Here is a 19,522-nt window from a genome sequence, read left to right as displayed (position 1 = left end):
TCAAAAATACGGGATTCTAAGGCTCTTTTTATTTTAGACTTTCGGATAGCAGTGTATTTTTAACTAAATATTGGTTCAAACTGACCCTTGTATTATTTATTTCAATTTTGTCAAATGATGGATGGTTTTCAGTAAAACATGATATTAGTACTTTTGTATCTTTTTCGGCATTTGGACTACCAATTTGTTCGAAATAAAGAAAGATTAACTTGAAAAGTAATTCATTTGATTTAATATTATTTTGGGTTAACAGGTGAGCACTATCAATTTTAAAGGGGTTATTGTTGAAATAATCTCTTTTGTTTACAATCTTCATTATTTCTTCCCTTGTAACGTATTCATATTTTTTGTTCTCAAAAAAGTCTTGCTCCAGCTGATAAAGGTTTATTATTTGAGGGATACAATCTAGCTTTAGTCTATCAAAGAATTTTTCAACTACCAAAAAGTATTCGGCTTCATAAGATCCTTCCAGTCTAGGTTTCCTGTCTTTATCGAGAATAGTCTTAAACTTTGATGCAGCTGTTTTTTTGTCGTGCAAAAAAAACATTGAGAGTGCATAATTAAGTGGGACATGCGCCTTTCTGTTACTTTCTCCAATACAGAGTACTTTTTCTCGCAGTAGATATCCGTTCAATTCTTTATTTATGTCTGTATAAACTTCTGACCAAATGCTATCTTCATTAAGTAGAACTTGTAAATCACATTTCTTTCCTATTAAAAATACCATAAAATCACTTGTACATAATGAAAGGCGCGCTTCTTCTATTTGGTTTAAATAAAATGATTCAATTCCTTCTTCCTGAATGTATTTTTCTTTACCAAATTCTGCTAAAAAAACGGGCCAGTTCGAATTGTCTTTTACAGAATCGAGTAACGATTCGATTTCTTTATAATTTAAGTGCCAAAAAATTAAATCTATAATGGCCTTGTATTTGGAATGATCTGAAGATTCTAAGATTAATTTTAATTTTTCGGATATCTGTTCATATGCAGTAACGATAGTTAATGGGTCTTCTGAGTTTATAGTTTTTATTTTTTGTTCTTGAGAAATTTCCATATTATTCGTTTTCAAAATTTATGTTCCAAGTGTTGTTCATCTCTTTGTTTTTTTGAAAATTAGAGATATCTACATATCTTTTAAATGATTTTTCATCTTTATGATGAGTCATTTCTCTAAGAATTCTTTCATTCATTCCAAAAATAAGTGAGTTTGTAACAAAAGTTTTGCGGGCCACATGGCTAGTAATTAATTCGTACTTCTTGAAATTTTTAGTAATCCTTTTGGTTCCGATGTGCCTTGTAATAGTAATGTCAGAATTTAGTTTGATGATCTCGCAACAGTCTTGGATGTTTTTATTTAGTTTTTGTGAGCTTATTTTGGGCAAAGGTTCGTAGATAGTTCCTTTATATTTATCAAGAATGGCTTTAGCGTAAATATTTAATTCGATCCTATGATTAATAGTCTTAGTTTTAATTAAGGTTAATTGGATGTAATCATCATAAATGTTTGCTTGATCCATATTTATAATATCAGAATGTCGTAATCCGGTAAAACATCCAAAACAAAAAAAGTCTCTTGATTTGTTTAATTTTTCATTTTTAAAATCATGCTTGTATAGTTTAAACAGCTCTTCTTTTTCTAAAAAGATGACCTCAATTTCATTCTCTACTCGCTTTAGTTTTTTGAATTCAATATTATTATGGTATCCACGGTCAAAAGACCAGTTCATAAAAGTTTTAATGATGCTGATTAACTTCCCGTAATAATTGTTCAACGTTTTCTTTTCTTCAAAAGCGTATTCCATAAACTTTTCTTCAAATCGTTGGTTTATGGTGTCAAATCGTATGGGGTATTTCGTAAATTCATTAAAATGTTCTAAAAAATTTTTAACAGTTGTATACTTTGTAATAGTGCCTTTGGCTTTTGTATGTTTAGAAACATTTATAAATTCAGTAAAAGCCTCAAAAAAATCAATTGCAATAGAAACCTCTTCTTTGTCAAATTTTTCCAAAAAAATATCTTCAGCGAATGGGATTTTATTGTATTTGAAAAAATCTTTAATACTATCTAATTTTTCTTTTGCTTGATGGATAGCAGCATTTGATTCTTGATAAGTTTCAAAAAAGGGATTTTTTTTATGGTTTCTAACTACTTCACTTTTTTCATCCCAGTCTTCTAGCAAGGTTTTTACATTCTGGAGATTTTTTCTGATTTTAATTTTTCCTGCGGTAATAACTACCCTAACAGGTATTAAACCGTTTTTATTTATTTTGTCTTTGCGTAATTCAAATAGATAATTCATGTTAAAGTTCATTAAAGCTGGTTAAATAGGGGGAGTAAATAGGGGAGTATTTATAAATTAAAGTTCATTAAAACTCATTAAAATATACATGATAAACCTATTGATATTCAAATATAAGAGATTATAGTTGAATAAAACAAGCTAAAAAATAATGGTACTCCAGGTGGGACCACGAAAAACCCCTCATATCCGCTGATATTGAGGGGTTTATTTTTTTTATTTAAACCAACTTATTCAAAAAAGCGTATCTTTGGTTTTACTGATGTAGATAATTTCAACTTGTGGTTTAATAAATATTCCATAAAATTAGTACCTTTGAATCAATGGTAATAAAACTAAACAAACTTTATTTCATACTCATTTTCCTTTTGGGGATCGTGGATCTTTTTGCTGGGCCAGGAGGTTCTGGGCCACCCGCTCCAACTGCAAAAAGGCCACCGCCTCCTCCAGGATTGACAATTGATGATAATGCAGTAATACTAATCCTCGCTATCTTCCTCGGGATTTATTTTATAAACTGTCATAAGCAAAAAACAAAAACTCCAATCTAAATTGGAGTTTTTGTTTTTTATTAAGAATGCTGTGTTTTTGGATCGTTTCTATTTATTTTACACGGTCAGTTAGAGCCTCTGTTAAATATCATTATTTTTCGATACAATCTTAATTATTTGATGTATAGTCTTGAAACGTATTTGCCAATTACATCAAATTCTAGATTTACTTTCGTGCCAATTGTGAAGTTTTTAAAAGTAGTATTTTCGTACGTGTATGGGATAATAGCTACGCTAAACTCATTTTGTTTGGAATCAACTACGGTTAAACTCACACCATTTACAGTGATAGAGCCCTTTTCGATAGTGATATTGTTTAGTGTTTCGTCATATTTAAAGGTGTAACGCCAGCTTCCGTCAGTTTGTTCTGCGGTAATGCAGGTTCCTGTATGGTCTACATGTCCCTGAACGATGTGGCCGTCAAGCCTGTCACCAAGTTTCATCGCTCGTTCTAGATTCACGGTGTCTCCAATTTTCCAGTCACCTAAATTTGTTTTTTTTACTGTTTCGTCAATGGCAGTTACCGTATAAAAAGTATCATTTATTGCAACAACAGTCAAGCAGATTCCATTATGCGCTACGCTTTGATCAATTTGTAATTCTCCTGTAAAAGCAGAATTCATCGTAATATGAATATTGCTATTTTCTTTTTTTATTTCTTGGATAACGCCAAGTGTTTCTATTATTCCTGTGAACATTTCTTGTTTTATTTTACTAAATTTGCACTTCAAAATTAGCAATAAATAACGGTATGTCATTATGAAAAAAGCAGAAAATATAATAGTTGGAATTTCTATAGGAGATTTAAACGGTATCGGAAGCGAGGTTGTTTTAAAGGCATTCGAGGATACGCGCATGCTAGAGTTATGCACACCTGTTATCTTTGCTAATGTTAAGTTGTTATCCTTTGTCAAGAAAAGTTTTCAATCTGACTCAGTATTACACGGAATTGATAAGCTGGATCAAATTGTTCCCGGAAAAATCAATGTTTTAAATGTTTGGAAAGAGGGAGTCGATCTGAACTTTGGTGTTGGTGATCCAAAGGCGGGTGAGTATGCTATAAAATCATTTGTTGTAGCAACAAAAGCCTTAAAAGACGATCTTATAGATGTTTTGGTGACCGCACCTATCAATAAATATAATATCCAGTCGGAGGACTTCAAATTCCCTGGTCATACAGATTATTTGGATCAAGAACTAGAGGGTAATGCTCTTATGCTTATGGTTCAGGATAATTTAAGAGTAGGACTGTTGACCGATCATATTCCGTTGAGTGAGGTAGCCTCTCATCTTACAGAAGAGTTGATCAAAAGAAAAATTGAAACCGTTAAACAATCATTAATACGAGATTTTAGTATAAATAAGCCTAAAATTGCGGTTTTAGGATTGAATCCGCATTGCGGCGACGGTGGCGTTATTGGTACCGAAGATGATTTGGTGATCAAGCCAACCTTAAAAAAGATATTTGATAAAGGAACTTTAGTTTTTGGACCTTTTGCCGCAGATGGTTTTTTTGGTAGTAATCAATATGAGAAATATGACGCTATTATTGCGGCCTACCATGATCAAGGACTAATTCCTTTTAAAACATTATCATTTGGAAATGGGGTAAATTATACGGCAGGTTTAAATAAAATACGGACTTCGCCGGATCACGGAACTGCTTTTGATATTGCAGGAAAAGGAGTTGCTGATTTCAATTCATTCAAAGAGGCTGTTTATTTAGCAATTGATATTTATCATTCTAGAAATCAATATGCCGAAATCAGTGCAAAGCCTTTGAAAACAAAAGAAAAACAGTTGTGAACAAAAAAAAGTGAATAACATTATTAGATTTACAATAATTTTATATCTTTGCACTCCCGTTACGAATCGTTGTGATAGGGTCAAAATGTTGGTCAAATGAAGAAGACAAAAGAATTTTTAATTCCTTTCATAGGGTTAAAGCTAGGAAAACATCATTTTGAATATCAAATAAGTAATTCGTTCTTTGAAATCTTTGATTATAATGAATATCAAGATTCAAATATCAAAGTAAATGTAGTTTTAGAGAAAAAAAGTACGCTGTTAGAGTTGAGTTTTAAGCATAAAGGTGTTGTAAACGTTCCTTGTGATTTGACAAGCGAAGATTTTGACTTGCCAGTAAAAGGAAAAATGAAATTAATTGTTCGTTTTGACGAAGAATTTAATAATGATAATGAAGAATTATTAGTATTGCCTCATGGGGAGTTTGAAATAGATATTGCACAGTATATCTATGAAATGATAGTGTTGTCAGTACCTCTAAGACGGGTTCATCCTGGAGTTAAAGATGGAAGTTTAAAAACAGAAGCTTTGACTAAACTTAATGAACTGATAGTAAAAGAAGTAAAAAAAGAGAGTAAACAAGAAGAAAATATTGACCCGCGATGGGACAAATTAAAGCAACTATTAACGGATAAATAATATAGTAAAATGGCGCATCCTAAGAGAAAAATCTCCAAAACAAGAAGAGATAAAAGAAGAACACATTATAAAGCAACCGTAGCACAAATTGCTACTTGTCCTATCACAGGAGAAGCGCATTTGTACCACAGAGCATATTGGCATGAAGGTAAAATGTACTACAGAGGGCAAGTTGTTATAGATAAATCTGTAGCTGTTGCTTAATACATTTTAGTAAATGATATTCGAACTCTCACATCGTGAGAGTTTTTTTGTTGTTTATGATTTTCATAAAATAAGAAGTTCTAAATCAGTCGAAATGGAATTTTTTTTGTAATTTTCAAGTCTTTTTAAAAATTTTTCAAATGCTACCATTTGACAAAAAATAATAGCTTATAATGAATACAATTACAGCCGCAATAACCGCTGTTGGAGCATATGTTCCTGACTTTGTGTTAACAAACAAAGCACTTGAAACCATGGTAGATACCAATGACGAGTGGATTACCTCTCGTACAGGAATCAAAGAAAGGAGAATCCTTAAAGAAGAGGGAAAAGGAACTTCTTTTTTGGCGATTAAAGCTGCACAAGATTTGTTAGTTAAGGCCAATATTGATCCTTTAGAAATCGATTTGGTTATAATGGCAACAGCAACTCCAGATATGCCAGTTGCATCAACGGGAGTATATGTAGCTAGTGAAATAGGTGCTTTAAATGCCTTTGCATATGATTTACAAGCCGCATGCTCTAGCTTCTTGTTTGGTATGTCAACAGCAGCTGCCTACATTGAATCTGGACGGTATAAAAAAGTACTTTTGATAGGTGCTGATAAAATGTCTTCAATTGTAGATTATACAGATAGAGCAACCTGTATTATTTTTGGGGATGGTGCTGGTGCAGTTCTATTCGAACCTAATTATGAGGGTTTAGGATTGCAAGACGAGTATTTAAGAAGTGATGGAGTCGGAAGAGATTTTTTAAAGATTGATGCCGGAGGTTCGATACTTCCAGCTACTGCTGAAACTGTACAAGATAACAAGCACAGCATTATACAAGACGGAAAAACAGTATTTAAATATGCTGTTACTAATATGGCTGATTCAAGCGAATTAATTTTGAAAAGAAATAATTTGACAAATGAAGATGTTGATTGGCTGGTGCCACACCAGGCTAACAAGCGTATTATCGATGCAACTGCAAATCGAATGAATTTAGAAGATTCGAAAGTGTTGATGAACATTGAAAAATACGGAAACACTACTTCGGCTACTTTGCCATTAGTGCTTAGCGATTTTGAGCATTTATTCAAAAAAGGAGATACAATAATTTTCGCTGCATTTGGAGGTGGATTCACTTGGGGATCTATCTATCTTAAATGGGCATACGATAAAAAATAAACTAAAACTAAAAACAAATAATCATGGATTTAAAAGAAATTCAAAATCTTATCAAGTTTGTAGCAAATTCAGGAGTTGCAGAAGTTAAATTAGAGATGGATGATGTAAAAATCACCATCAGAACAACTTTAGAAGGGAATGTAACTGAAACCACGTATGTTCAACAAATGCCAGCTCAAGCAGCGCTTCCACAAGCAGCAGCACCGCAACAAATTACTCCTGTTGTAGCAGTAGCAGAGGTGCCAGTTGTAGAGAATGCACACTATATCACTATAAAATCTCCAATTATTGGGACTTTTTACAGAAAACCTTCTCCAGACAAACCTATGTTTGTTGAGGTAGGGAAATCAATTGCTAAAGGTGATGTTTTGTGTGTAATTGAAGCCATGAAATTATTTAATGAAATTGAATCTGAAGTTTCAGGAAAAATAGTAAAAATATTGGTTGATGACATGTCACCAGTTGAATTTGACCAACCTTTATTCTTGGTAGATCCATCATAAGAAATTATAAATTATAAATTTTGAATGATGAGTTTTCGTTATTTGAAATAATTTAAAATTTGAAATTCAACATTTAAAATTTAAAATAAAGATGTTTAAAAAAATATTAATTGCAAATAGAGGCGAAATTGCGTTACGCGTAATTAGAACGTGTAAAGAAATGGGAATTAAAACAGTAGCTGTTTACTCTACTGCCGATGCCGAAAGTCTACATGTTAAGTTTGCTGACGAAGCGGTTTGTATAGGACCACCTCCAAGTAACTTATCCTATTTAAAGATGTCAAATATTATTGCTGCTGCAGAAATCACCAATGCAGATGCAATACATCCAGGATACGGATTCCTTTCTGAAAATTCTAAATTTTCTAAAATTTGTCAAGAACACGGTATCAAATTCATTGGAGCTTCTCCAGAGATGATTGATAGAATGGGAGATAAAGCCTCGGCAAAATCAACTATGATTGAAGCTGGTGTGCCTTGTGTTCCGGGTTCTGTTGGAATTTTAGAATCATACGAACAAGCCTTACAATTATCGAGAGATTTTGGTTATCCAGTAATGCTTAAAGCAACTGCTGGTGGTGGGGGAAAAGGAATGAGAGCTGTTTGGAAAGAAGAAGAATTATTGAAAGCTTGGGAAGGCGCGCGTCAAGAATCGGCTGCAGCCTTTGGAAATGATGGTATGTACTTAGAGAAATTAATCGAAGAGCCACGCCATATTGAAATTCAAGTTGTAGGTGATTCTTACGGTAAAGCGTGTCACTTATCAGAAAGAGATTGTTCGGTTCAACGACGTCATCAAAAACTTACTGAAGAAACGCCATCTCCATTTATGACCGATGAATTACGTACAAAAATGGGCGAAGCAGCGGTTAAAGCAGCAGAGTATATCAAATACGAAGGCGCTGGAACAGTAGAGTTTTTGGTAGACAAAAATCGGAATTTCTACTTTATGGAAATGAATACGCGTATTCAAGTTGAACACCCAATTACGGAACAAGTTATCGATTATGACTTGATTAGAGAGCAAATTATGGTTGCTGCTGGAATACCAATTTCTGGTAAAAATTACTTGCCTCAATTGCACGCGATAGAATGTAGAATTAATGCAGAAGATCCGTACAATGATTTCCGTCCGTCTCCAGGAAAAATCACAACATTGCACATGCCAGGTGGACACGGAGTTCGTTTAGACACTCACGTTTATTCCGGCTATACAATTCCGCCAAACTACGATTCTATGATTGCTAAATTGATAACTACTGCTCAAACGAGAGAAGAAGCGATTAGCAAAATGAGAAGAGCATTAGACGAATTTGTAATTGAAGGAATAAAAACTACCATTCCGTTTCACAGACAGTTAATGGATGATCCTAGATATATTTCAGGGGTGTATACAACAGCATTTATGGATACTTTTAAGATGAACGATCCTGAATAAAGATATTTTTTTTAAGTAAAAACCTTGCAGTGATGCAAGGTTTTTTTGTTTCATATTTTTTATAGAAAGCTAGCGCCTATAGTTTAATCTATTCTTGTCAAATCGAGCGCAGTCAAAATATAATGAGGTTTGCGAATGCACTTGAACTGACATAGATTTATTGGTCTCAAAAATAGTTAAAACTATGTACTTTAGTGCATTTCCCTTTCAGGTTCTAAAAATATTTACCGCAAATTCGCAAATTATTTTTTACGTTGCAAGTCTTTAAATTTGCGAATTTGCGGTGGATTTTACATTTTAACCTCGCAGACTTTCAGTCTGCCAAACAAAATCTATGGACTTTAAGTCCATAGTGGTTTAGTTTTGAAATACTATTACTGTTATAAAGTTTCTTTTAACCATTTGAAAAATTCTGCTTGCCAAACTTGTGCATTCTGAGGTTTTAATACCCAATGGTTTTCTTCGGGGAAATATAAGAATCTGCTTTTTATTCCTCGTAGTTGCGCCGCTTGAAACGCTTCTTGCCCTTGTCCTATTGGTACACGGAAATCTTTTCCGCCTTGAATGATTAAAATAGGTTTGTTCCATTTTTCTACTAGAGTCATCGGGTTGAATGTAGAGTAGGCTTTTTGAGCAGTGGTATTGTTTTTCTCCCAATACGCTCCACCAAAATCCCAGTTCGTAAAGAAAACTTCCTCAGTAGTCCCGTGCATGCTTTGTGTATTAAAAATACCATCATGAGCAATAAAAGTTTTGAAACGGTTGTTGTGTATTCCAGCTAAGTAAAAGGCAGAATACCCGCCGTAACTGGCGCCAACACATCCCAGACGAGTTGCGTCTACATACTTTTCCTTTGCTATATCATCAATTGCCGCTAGGTAATCATCCATTACCTGACCACCCCAGTCTTTACTTATTTGCTCATTCCACGCTACACCATGCCCCTGCATTCCGCGACGGTTTGGAGCCACAACAATATAACCATTAGCGGCCATCAACTGTAAATTCCATCGGTAGGAGTAAAATTGCGTCAATGGCGATTGTGGTCCACCTTGACAATATAAAAGTGTTGGATATTTTTTTGTGGCGTCAAAATTTGGAGGTAGAACCACCCAAACCAACATCTTTTTACCATCTGTTGTTGTAACGTAGCGCCTTTCGGTTTTGCTCAGCGCCAAAGAACTATAGGTTGCAGTATTGACATTTGAAAGTTGTTTCCAGGTGTTTTTCTTCAAATGAAACGAAAAAATTTCGGAAGCATGATTCATATCGGTTCTTGTAACTATGATGTTGTCACCCGAAAAACCTACTAAGTCATTGACGTCAAATTCTCCAGTAGTGATTTGGCTAACGGTAATTGCTATTTTAGTTAGACCTGGAAAATTAACTTTAAACAATTGTTTGGTTCCGTCAATCGGCGCTACAAAATATATTGTACTTCCATCGGCACTCCATATGAAGTTGTCTACGGTTCCATCCCAATTTGCCGTCAGGTTCAATTTGATTCCTTTGAAACTAACGATCAAGTCATTTTTATCGGCCTCATACCCATCATTTTTCATTTGCAACCAAGTCAAATTACCTGTTGGAGAAAATTGTGGAGCGGTATCATATCCTAGATTTTCTTCGGTTCTATTGGTAGTTTTCCCCGTTTCTAAATTGTATTCGAAAATATTGGTGTTGGTGGAAACTGCATAATCCGTTCCTACCTTTTTCTTGCTTACATAAAAGATACTTTTACTGTCTAGCGACCAAATATAATCTTCGTCTCCGCCAAAAGGTTTTTGAGGACTGTCGAAATTTTCCCCTTTTAGAATATCTATTCCTATTGCTTCCTCTTTATTTTCTTTATAAAAAACATGATTGTATTTGCCTTCGTTCCAAGTGTCCCAATGGCGGTAATTCAATCCATCATAGATTTGAACCTCGGATTTTTCTAGTTCTGGATAAAAATCTTTACCATGAACTTTTTCGATTTTTACTTCTTCGTGATACAGCATGTATTTCCCGTCTGGAGAAGTATTTTTATCATTTAAAAGGGCTGCGGTATCTTTTATTTCGGTTGGATTCCCACCATTTACGGGTAAAGAGTATAGTTTTGTATCTGATTTATTTTCTTGAACTACAGGAGTTGTTACTTTGTAAACGATATTTTTTCCATCCTTAGAAATTCCTAAAGGAGTTACTCTTCCTAGTTTCCATAGTAATTCCGGGGTCATTATATTTTGTGCCATAGCGTTTAAACTCATAAGTAATAAGGGTATAAAAAGTATTTTTTTCATTTTAAAGGCAATTTTTTTGTGGGATAAAATTAGCCATTTTTTTTCGATTTTTGTCTTTCTAAGAAGTTCGTTTAGCCCCGATAGAAATGGAAATCCTTATTGTTTTTGTTTTAAAAAAACAATAAGATTGCAATGAATAGCGGGATTAGCTCCAGAAATAAATTCAGAATAAATCTAAAAAAAATATTATTTTTATAAAAAATACCTGAATATGGATTTGAGCTATTGGGAGTTAAAAAATTGGTTTACAAATATAGATTATACCATTGTAGGAAGCGGAATTGTTGGTTTGCACGCTGCATTACGCTTGCGCGAAAGATTTCCTGATAGTAAAATTCTAGTCTTAGAAAAAGGAATGTTGCCACAAGGAGCGAGTACTAAAAACGCTGGTTTTGCTTGTTTTGGAAGTCTTTCAGAAATTATTGATGATTTAAAATCCCATTCTGAAGAAGAGGTAATTCAACTCATTCAAAAACGGTGGAAAGGGTTACAGTTGTTGCGTAAAAGACTCGGTGACGATACCATAGATTTTAAACCATATGGAGGTTATGAATTATTTTTGAAAGAAGATGAGAGCAGTTATAATGAATGTTTAGGGAAATTACCGTTTATCAATGAAATTTTACGGACGCCATTTAAGTCTAGTGTTTTTGCAAAGGAAGTTGACCGTTTTGGATTTACTGGAATTCAAGAATATTTAGTTTTTAATCCTTTTGAAGCACAAATTGATACTGGAAATATGATGCAGGCATTATTAAAAGAGGCTGTTTCTAAAAATATTTTAATTCTCAACCAGCAAACAGTAACCTCTTATTATGACAAAGGAGATGGAGTAGAGGTAGCATTAAAAGATTTTAGCTACAGCACAAAAAAAATACTTTTTGCTACGAATGGCTTTGCAAATGCACTAATTGGCGTTGCTGTGAAACCTGCCAGAGCGCAGGTGCTTATTACAGAGCCAATTAAAAACCTAGATATAAAAGGCACTTTTCACTTGGATCGAGGGTATTATTATTTCAGGAATATTGGCGACAGAATTTTACTGGGAGGTGGAAGAAATTTGGATTTTGAGACTGAAAATACAACTGATTTTGGACAGACAGAAATTGTACAAAAAAAATTGGAACAATTGTTAAAAGAAGTAATTTTACCTAAAAATGACTTCCAAATTGCGCACCGTTGGAGCGGGATTATGGGCATGGGCAACAGCAAGAATCCTATTGTATCACAACTATCTGAAAATGTGTATTGTGGCGTTCGATTAGGCGGAATGGGAGTTGCAATAGGAAGTTTAATTGGAACAGAATTAGCAGATTTAGTATAATGGCAACAAAAATAGCACCAAGAAAAGCAAGACAACCCGTTAAAAAAGAACCAACCTCTTTTATGAGCAAACTAACCCGATTTTTATTTAAAGTACTGTTGTGGTTCTTTGGACTTTCTTTGTTTTTTGTAGTGCTTTTTAAATTTGTTCCAGTTCCGTTTACACCATTAATGGTAATTCGGGCAATTGAAAACAAAGTAGGCGGTAAAGAAGTTTTTTTTAGTCATGATTGGGAACCTATTGAGAACATCTCGATGAATCTACAAAAAGCAGTAATTGCAAGTGAAGATGGAACGTTCTTAAAGCACAATGGCTTTGATTTTATTGCCATGCAAAAAGCCTACAAAAGCAACGAGAGAGGGCGAAGAATAAAAGGAGGAAGCACTATATCCCAACAAACGGCCAAGAATGTATTTCTTTGGCAAGGCCGTAGTTATATAAGGAAAGGATTAGAAGCCTATTTTACGGTTTTAATAGAAATTATTTGGGGCAAGGAACGCATCATGGAGGTCTATTTGAACAGTATCGAAATGGGAAATGGTGTTTATGGAGCGCAAGCTGCGGCAGAGCACTGGTATAGGAAAGAAGCTTCTGGTCTTACACCAAAGCAAGCTGCGGGAATTGCAGCTATTTTGCCCAATCCTAGAAAATATGCGGCAACAAGTTCTTCGTCCTACATCAACAGGCGAAAAGCCAAAATTGTTCGCGTCATGCGCACCGTAGGAAAAATTGATTATTCGAAGTAGATTTACATTCTAAAGTAAAATTCTAACATATAAAAAAACCGTAAACTCTTAATAAAAAGAGTTTACGGTTTTAGTTTGTGGAGAATACCGGATTCGAACCGGTCACCTCTTGCCTGCCAGGCAAGCACTCTAGCCAAATGAGCTAATCCCCCAAACTTGCTCGCAAATATAAGATATAAATTTTCCAAAAAGCAAATTTCAAAAAGCAAATCTATTCTATTTTAAAAAAAGTCAAATCCTCTTTTAGATTTTTCTAACTTTACACCAAAAACTCCATTATGGTATCAGAAAATTCGACTGGTTCGCTATTTACAACTATCGAGAACAAAATCGCGACCGTTATATTTGGTCATCCTTCTAGTAATTCTTTTCCAAGAGAATTATTAAACCGACTCACTACTGAATTCAATACTTTAAGTGTAGATTCAACTGTTTCGGTAATTGTCATACAAAGCGAAGGCTCAGGTGCTTTTTGTGCAGGCGCTTCATTTGATGAACTTTTGGCTGTTTCCAATGAATCAGAAGGAACCGAATTTTTCTCTGGATTTGCGCACTTGATTAACGCCATGCGCTCGTGTTCTAAGCTTATTGTGGGTCGTATTCACGGAAAAGCAGTCGGTGGTGGCGTAGGGATTGCGTCGGCTTGTGATTATGCTATGGCCACAAAAAACGCTTCAATAAAATTATCAGAACTGGCCATAGGAATTGGTCCCTTTGTAATTGAACCTGTTGTGACCAAAAAACTTGGGAAAACAGCAATGGCCGAAATGACCCTTGCAGCACACGAATGGAAGTCGGCTGATTGGGCTGCTTCCAAAGGATTGTATGCCAATACCTTTGAAACCATTGAAGAATTAGACAAGGCAATAACTGATTTCAGCACTAAATTATCAAGTTATAATCCTGAAGCTTTGCTGGAAATGAAAAAAGTAATGTGGGAAGGAACGCAACACTGGGACACTCTTTTGTTACAACGCGCCGCTATTTCGGGGAAGTTAGTTCTTTCTGATTTTACTAAAAATGCCTTGGAACAATTTATAAAGTAAAATAGAATATCATTCAAAACCATGAGTTGGTATCTCGATATAAAATAGCAAAACCCCCGAAAATTATTTTTCGGGGGTTTTTATTGGGTTACAGTTTTTGAATCGACTGTATTTAAACTGTTTTTTGAGCCTTGTTTTTAGAATATTTATACCCTACAAAAACAGCTACTAGTGCCATTGGTAAAAGGTAATCATCTATGGGTGCTGCAGGAGCATCAGCTCCCTCTAGACCGTCAGCTGTACCATCAGTGTCGCCTGGAGTTTGTGCTAACATCGTAGCGCTAGACAGTAGAAAAAAGGCAACGATATAAAATTGTAGTACTATATTTTTCATGATTTAATTTTAAAATTTTAATTCCAGTATCTGGTTTCTATGGGCTACAGCTTAAAAAATAGCTTTTTTAGTTACGGTTTTATTATCGTCTGAAGTAATTTGAATTAAAACAGTTTGTTTGCTGGCAGTAACGTTTTTGATGCTTGCTGTATTGGCATTTACGTCTTTTTGTTCTGCTATTAAAACACCTCTAATGTCAAAAACACGAATATTTTTGATAGTATTTTTGCTGCTAGATACGTTTAACGATCCGTTTTGGTTAAATATAACTACGCTATTCTCATCAAAACTTGGAGCGTTAACATCTAAAGTTTGGCTGGTTTTGAAAGTGATTTCAAAACGATTTTTAAAAGTACCAGCATCACTTGTAAACGTGTAAGATCCTGCTTTTAAGTTTTGCTCTGTTCCTGCTTTTAAATCTTTAAGTATAATTTCTTGATTGCCTAAAAATAAACCGTCTACGTGGTCTAAATCAATGCTAAAACTTCCTGCTTGTTCTGCTTTAAAACTTAATGGAACAATGTCACTAGAATCAAATGGTAATCCTTTAGCTTGAATAACAAATTCTTCTCCTTTTAAAGAGCTCGTTAACGCGGTTTGATTATCATTAATGTATCTTCCGTCTAATGTATTGTCAATTTCGCTAGTAGCGCCATCCATATACGCTACCATCATTTGGTTTACATATTCCGTACCTTTAGATAGGTTTAGCCAGATTCTATTTTTTTCTGTTTTAGCAGTTCTTAGTATTTGATTTGAATTGTTGGCAGTACGCATATTATTATTAGTAAATGCAACTGAATTTGAGACTGTTTTTACAATAAATCCTTGTCCTACTTGAATGGTTCCGTTTGGTGTGATACCACCATTTCCAGGTGTTCCCACGGCTCCTGCCATCGTGTAGGTTGCATAAGCAGTTCCTGCAGCAGCATTTGTTTTTCTCCAAAAATACAATGGCTCTGTAATGCTGTTTGTTGTGATAAAAGCATCAGCGCTTATAGTAGATGGATACGGATTTCCTACAGCATTAAAAGTACCCGGAGTCAAACCTGTGATCGTAATGTCTCCATTATTTGGAACTCCTTTAAACATCCCATTCCAGGTGGTAGGAGTAGTAGGATGATCATTTGGAACACGAATTAAGTAGCCATTTCCTACTGCAAAATCAGTAGTAGCTGGAGCAGCAACGGCTACGTAGATGTTTGAACTTGGATTGTAGGTGTAAAAACGATTGTCTAACGTGTTAGGCGAAAATGCTTTTAATTTTTGTCCGCTTACTGGTGAAGACCATAAACTGTAATCCAAAAGCATAAGTAAAGCTCCGCTTCTATTAACAGTGATTTCACCAGTGTTTGCAGTATTGTTTACTTGAATCAGGTTGGCATTGTTTTCTATATCAACGGTGCCTCCTACATTGTTTAATTCATTTTGAATGGTTAAACTACCTAGGGTGTTCACTGTTAGAGTGCCAGAGTTTACAGTTACACTTTTGGCATTAATTGCATTTGCCCCTGTTGAATAATTACCAGCAATTATAGCATCAACTGTTGATGTAGGTGCACCATTTGACCACGCAGTCCCGTCCCAAGTGGTTGATGTAACTGCTCCTACAATGTCAGACCAAGCTGTACTTACTCTTACGCCATCAAGTTTTAGTCCTGGCGCTGTTGTTGCTCCTCCTTGGCGTAATGCAACGGAACCTACATTTGTTAAATCGGCACCAGCTGCATCCGTGTTTGAAATCCAACCTGTGGTGGGAACAACAGAATTAAGTGGTGGATTGATATAAATAGAAGCTACATCATTTGTAGTACCTGATACTAGATCATATTTTAATACAATTAAATAGGTAGTGTTAAGAGCATAAATAGCTGAAGAATAATTCGCTGTAGTTGCAGTGGTAGATTGCGCTATACCGAAAGATACGTTATTGCTTGCGTCTCTTTTTACAAAAATTCTTCCTCTAAAATTTGTTGAAATTGTTGTTGCACCTAGATTAAAGAAATAATCTCCTGCAATTGTAGCAGAAGTTACATTAACCAAAAATGAAGTGTAAACTATTCCTGTGGTTTGGCTTGTAAAAACCCTATTGACATCCTCACCAGAAGTAGTCATTGTCACTTCATTTCCAATACCTGAGGAGGTATATCCAGGATAGGTAATAGAGGAAGGAGTAACATTAATTACATTTGGAGTTGTGCCACCACTACTATGAGCTGTCCATCCGTTTACTGTAAGTGCTGATCCAGTTGTTCCGGTAAAGTCATCTACTAATAATGCTTGGCCCAAGCTTTTTCCTGGCAGTAATATTGATAAAGCAAAACACCAAAATAATGAGTGCAAAGCATTTTTTGAAAGTAAAGTTTTTTTCATAGAAAAAGTAATAAATAAGTGTTAGTTAGTTTTATTCAAATAATTAAAATAAGGATAGGCACTCTCTAATCATAGAGCATGTACTATCATTCTATTTGCTTTCAATTATTTGAATGTCAAATATATTACTAATATTATTGGCAACGCAATCGGTATGTTAATTAATTGTAAATTTTAATCGGAATAAACGTGATATTTTACTGCAAATTTTTTTTGAATTCGGGGTTTTATTTTGCTTCAAGTGGTTTGATGAACAAAGCTTTTACTGCAAGTCAAAAAATCACTAAATTTGCCTCAAAATTAAACTCCAATGAGCAATATCAGAATTACAAAACAATTTAGTTTCGAAACCGGTCACGCCTTATATGGTTATGATGGGAAATGTAAAAATGTACATGGTCATAGTTATAAATTGTCAGTAACCGTAATTGGCACTCCAATTACGGATCGTTCTAATGTAAAATTCGGAATGGTAATAGACTTTACGGATTTAAAGAAAATTGTAAAAGAAGAAATTGTAGATCAATTTGATCACGCGACCGTTTTTAACGGAACAACACCTCATATTGATTTAGCCAATGAGTTGATCAACCGTGGGCATCATGTTATAGTAGTCGATTACCAGCCCACAAGTGAGAATATGGTAATTGATTTTGCTCAACGAATTACCAGTCGATTGCCGGAAGGAATATCTCTTTTCTCCTTAAAACTGCAAGAAACCGAATCTTCTTTTGCGGAGTGGTTTGCAAGTGATAATTTTAAATCTATACTTTAGTTTCATGCAATTACCCCACAATAAGAAAATTTATTTTGCATCCGATCAGCATTTTGGCGCACCAACACCCGAATTGAGTTTTCCTAGAGAACAAAAATTCGTGGCATGGCTCGACGAAATTGAAAGTGATGCCGAAGCTCTTTTTTTATTGGGCGATTTATTCGATTTTTGGTTCGAATATAAAACCGTAGTGCCAAAAGGTTTCATCCGTGTTTTGGGTAAACTAGCAGAACTTCGTGATAGTGGTATTCCTATTTATTTCTTCGTGGGGAATCATGATTTGTGGATGGAAGATTATTTCCAGAAGGAATTGAACATTCCAGTTTTTCATGACAATCAAGAATATACTTTTGGAGATAAAACATTTCTTATTGGTCACGGAGACGGCAAAGGTCCTGGCGATAAGGGTTACAAACGCATGAAAAAAGTGTTTACCAATCCGTTTTTTAAATGGTTGTTTAGATGGTTGCATCCGGACATTGGCGTGAAATTAGCACAATACCTGTCCGTTAAAAACAAACTGATCTCTGGTGATGAGGATGTGACTTTTCTTGGTGAAGACAACGAATGGCTTATTCTGTATTCCAAGAGAAAACTAGAAACCAAGCACTACAATTACCTTATTTTTGGCCACCGTCATCTACCAATGAAAGTACCTGTAGGCGAAAATGCCGAGTATGTGAATCTGGGTGACTGGATTACGTATTTTACATACGGAGTTTTTGATGGGGAAAATTTCGAAATCAAAAAGTATTAATTACTCGCTCTTTTCATGATCTTCAACATCTTGTTGCAGGTCTAATTTTCTAAAAGTTGGCGATACAATGCCCGTGAAAATAACAGTAATTAAGGTCATGCTTCCGCCAAAGACCACTGCACTCACAGTACCCATTAGTTTAGCCGTTAAGCCGCTTTCAAAAGCACCCAATTCGTTAGAAGAGCCCACAAATATAGAATTCACAGCAGCTACGCGACCCCGCATGTGATCTGGAGTTTTCAGTTGAAGAATGGTTTGGCGTATGACTACTGAAATCCCATCAAAAACACCACTAAAAAACAAAGAGGCTACAGACAACCAAAAAATAGAGGATAGTCCAAAAACAATGATGCAAATTCCAAACGCAAAAATTGCCGATAACAGTTTCATACCCGCATTTTTTGTAAAAGGAATGTAAGCGGAGATTATTAGCATCAAAAAAGCGCCAACAGCTGGCGCAGCTCTCAAAACGCCAAATCCCTGAGGTCCTACTTTCAAAATATCCTGAGCAAAAATGGGCAACAAAGCAACGGCTCCGCCAAAAAGGACTGCAATCATATCTAGTGATAAAGCGCCTAAAATAGTCTTGTTGTTGAAAACAAATTTCACGCCTTCTTTCAAACTTTCCATAATGGGTTCGCCAATTTTTGGATTCAAAATTGGTTTCGTTTCAATTTGGGTCAAAGCAACCAATGCGATAAGTGAACATCCCAAAACGATGAACATAGACCCATGAACGCCAATCCAATTGATAGAGAAACCCGCAACTGCAGGTCCTAAAACAGAACTAATCTGCCAAACGGAACTACTCCAAGTCGCAGCATTTGGATATATTTTTTTAGGAACGATTAAGGCCAAAAGAGAGAATATGGTCGGACCCAGAAAAGCACGTACTAATCCTCCTAAAAACACGAAAAAGTAAATGGAGTATAAAATAGTTTGGGTAGCAAAATCTTTTATAAAAGGAGGCCAAGTAAATAAAAATAAGCCCAAACTAATAATTGAAAATCCTAAAATACATTTGAAAAGCAAACCTTTTTTTTCCTTTTGATCTACAATGTGTCCGGCAAACAAAGCCATCGAAATGGCTGGAATGACTTCCATTAATCCGATGATTCCTAATGATAACGGATTTTTGGTTAAGCTGTACACTTCCCACTCAATAATAATAAACTGCATGGACCATCCAAAAACCATTGCAAAACGCAATAACAAAAATATATTGAATTCTCTGTAGCGCAGCGCCGAGTAAGGGTCGTTTTTTTTCAT

At 35.1% G+C, this 19,522-nt stretch carries 19 protein-coding genes and 1 tRNA gene; 12 read left to right on the top strand and 8 right to left on the bottom strand.

The window, feature by feature from the left end; all coding sequences use genetic code 11:
- Positions 1-28: 28 nt before the first annotated feature.
- Together AC061C_RS04625 and AC061C_RS04620 are read right to left on the bottom strand one after the other, a co-directional pair.
- Positions 29-1,057: a hypothetical protein gene (locus tag AC061C_RS04625; RefSeq protein ID WP_458566492.1), complete on the bottom strand. Its 1,029-nt coding sequence runs from the start codon at positions 1,055-1,057 to the stop codon at positions 29-31.
- Position 1,058: 1 nt separating this feature from the next.
- On the bottom strand, positions 1,059-2,303 hold the full coding sequence (locus AC061C_RS04620; protein ID WP_478290216.1) for a tyrosine-type recombinase/integrase: 1,245 nt from the start codon (positions 2,301-2,303) through the stop codon (positions 1,059-1,061).
- 323 nt (positions 2,304-2,626) lie between these two features.
- Here AC061C_RS04620 and AC061C_RS15985 point away from each other — a divergent pair, with 323 nt between their 5' ends.
- Entirely contained in the window at positions 2,627-2,854 is a 228-nt protein-coding gene (locus tag AC061C_RS15985) for an Fjoh_0651 family PID-CTERM protein (RefSeq protein WP_502306432.1), read from the top strand.
- 113 nt (positions 2,855-2,967) lie between these two features.
- On the opposite strand, the gene AC061C_RS04615 is transcribed toward AC061C_RS15985, so the two are convergent.
- Entirely contained in the window at positions 2,968-3,552 is a 585-nt protein-coding gene (locus tag AC061C_RS04615) for a riboflavin synthase (protein WP_458566489.1), read from the bottom strand.
- A gap of 58 nt (positions 3,553-3,610) precedes the next feature.
- Between AC061C_RS04615 and pdxA the strand changes: the two genes are divergently transcribed.
- The 6 genes from pdxA (at position 3,611) to accC (ending at position 8,616) form a co-directional block, all read left to right on the top strand.
- Positions 3,611-4,660, top strand: a complete 1,050-nt coding sequence (gene pdxA / locus AC061C_RS04610) for a 4-hydroxythreonine-4-phosphate dehydrogenase PdxA (RefSeq protein WP_478290219.1) — start codon at positions 3,611-3,613, stop codon at positions 4,658-4,660.
- Between the two features lie 96 nt (positions 4,661-4,756).
- A complete protein-coding gene (locus AC061C_RS04605) occupies positions 4,757-5,299 on the top strand; it encodes a YceD family protein (RefSeq protein WP_478290215.1) in 543 nt (180 codons plus the stop codon).
- A 9-nt stretch (positions 5,300-5,308) separates the two neighbouring features.
- On the top strand, positions 5,309-5,503 hold the full coding sequence (gene rpmF, locus AC061C_RS04600) for a 50S ribosomal protein L32 (protein ID WP_007137315.1): 195 nt from the start codon (positions 5,309-5,311) through the stop codon (positions 5,501-5,503).
- Positions 5,504-5,676: 173 nt separating this feature from the next.
- A complete protein-coding gene (locus AC061C_RS04595; protein ID WP_478290214.1) occupies positions 5,677-6,675 on the top strand; it encodes a beta-ketoacyl-ACP synthase III in 999 nt (332 codons plus the stop codon).
- Between the two features lie 23 nt (positions 6,676-6,698).
- A complete protein-coding gene (accB, locus tag AC061C_RS04590) occupies positions 6,699-7,178 on the top strand; it encodes an acetyl-CoA carboxylase biotin carboxyl carrier protein (RefSeq protein ID WP_478290213.1) in 480 nt (159 codons plus the stop codon).
- Positions 7,179-7,269: 91 nt separating this feature from the next.
- The gene (accC, locus tag AC061C_RS04585) at positions 7,270-8,616 is read left to right on the top strand and encodes an acetyl-CoA carboxylase biotin carboxylase subunit (RefSeq protein WP_309759778.1); all 1,347 of its coding nucleotides are present in this window, start codon (positions 7,270-7,272) and stop codon (positions 8,614-8,616) included.
- A 380-nt stretch (positions 8,617-8,996) separates the two neighbouring features.
- Here the strand turns inward: accC and AC061C_RS04580 are convergent, their stop codons facing one another.
- Complete coding sequence (locus AC061C_RS04580) at positions 8,997-10,898, bottom strand: S9 family peptidase (RefSeq protein ID WP_478290212.1); 1,902 nt, start codon at positions 10,896-10,898, stop codon at positions 8,997-8,999.
- A 211-nt stretch (positions 10,899-11,109) separates the two neighbouring features.
- Here AC061C_RS04580 and AC061C_RS04575 point away from each other — a divergent pair, with 211 nt between their 5' ends.
- Positions 11,110-12,222 (top strand): NAD(P)/FAD-dependent oxidoreductase, encoded by a 1,113-nt coding sequence (locus AC061C_RS04575; protein ID WP_478290211.1) that lies wholly within the window; start codon positions 11,110-11,112, stop codon positions 12,220-12,222.
- The gene (mtgA, locus tag AC061C_RS04570; protein WP_478290210.1) at positions 12,222-12,968 is read left to right on the top strand and encodes a monofunctional biosynthetic peptidoglycan transglycosylase; all 747 of its coding nucleotides are present in this window, start codon (positions 12,222-12,224) and stop codon (positions 12,966-12,968) included. Before AC061C_RS04575 ends, mtgA begins: the two co-directional genes overlap by 1 nt.
- Before the next feature lie 78 nt (positions 12,969-13,046).
- Here the strand turns inward: mtgA and AC061C_RS04565 are convergent.
- A tRNA-Ala gene (locus AC061C_RS04565) sits at positions 13,047-13,120 on the bottom strand.
- A 126-nt stretch (positions 13,121-13,246) separates the two neighbouring features.
- On the opposite strand from AC061C_RS04565, the gene AC061C_RS04560 reads away from it, so the two are divergent.
- Positions 13,247-14,014 carry an enoyl-CoA hydratase/isomerase family protein gene (locus AC061C_RS04560; protein WP_478290209.1) on the top strand — a complete coding sequence of 256 codons (768 nt, stop codon included), beginning with the start codon at positions 13,247-13,249 and terminating at the stop codon, positions 14,012-14,014.
- 112 nt (positions 14,015-14,126) lie between these two features.
- Here AC061C_RS04560 and AC061C_RS04555 read toward each other — a convergent pair whose 3' ends face one another.
- Together AC061C_RS04555 and AC061C_RS04550 are read right to left on the bottom strand one after the other, a co-directional pair.
- A complete protein-coding gene (locus AC061C_RS04555) occupies positions 14,127-14,348 on the bottom strand; it encodes a hypothetical protein (protein WP_478290208.1) in 222 nt (73 codons plus the stop codon).
- A gap of 51 nt (positions 14,349-14,399) precedes the next feature.
- On the bottom strand, positions 14,400-16,721 hold the full coding sequence (locus AC061C_RS04550) for a RemA C-terminal-like gliding motility protein (RefSeq protein ID WP_478290207.1): 2,322 nt from the start codon (positions 16,719-16,721) through the stop codon (positions 14,400-14,402).
- Positions 16,722-17,031: 310 nt separating this feature from the next.
- Between AC061C_RS04550 and AC061C_RS04545 the strand changes: the two genes are divergently transcribed.
- On the top strand, positions 17,032-17,496 hold the full coding sequence (locus tag AC061C_RS04545) for a 6-pyruvoyl trahydropterin synthase family protein (RefSeq protein WP_417975704.1): 465 nt from the start codon (positions 17,032-17,034) through the stop codon (positions 17,494-17,496).
- A 4-nt stretch (positions 17,497-17,500) separates the two neighbouring features.
- Positions 17,501-18,253 carry a UDP-2,3-diacylglucosamine diphosphatase gene (locus tag AC061C_RS04540; RefSeq protein ID WP_478290206.1) on the top strand — a complete coding sequence of 251 codons (753 nt, stop codon included), beginning with the start codon at positions 17,501-17,503 and terminating at the stop codon, positions 18,251-18,253.
- Here AC061C_RS04540 and AC061C_RS04535 read toward each other — a convergent pair whose 3' ends face one another.
- Positions 18,254-19,522, bottom strand: a complete 1,269-nt coding sequence (locus tag AC061C_RS04535) for an MFS transporter (protein WP_478290205.1) — start codon at positions 19,520-19,522, stop codon at positions 18,254-18,256.

It is taken from the genome of Flavobacterium sp. GNP010, from assembly GCF_056428945.1.
The sequence above is the reverse complement of the archived record's forward strand: the minus strand, read 5'-3'. Positions and strand labels throughout refer to the sequence as shown.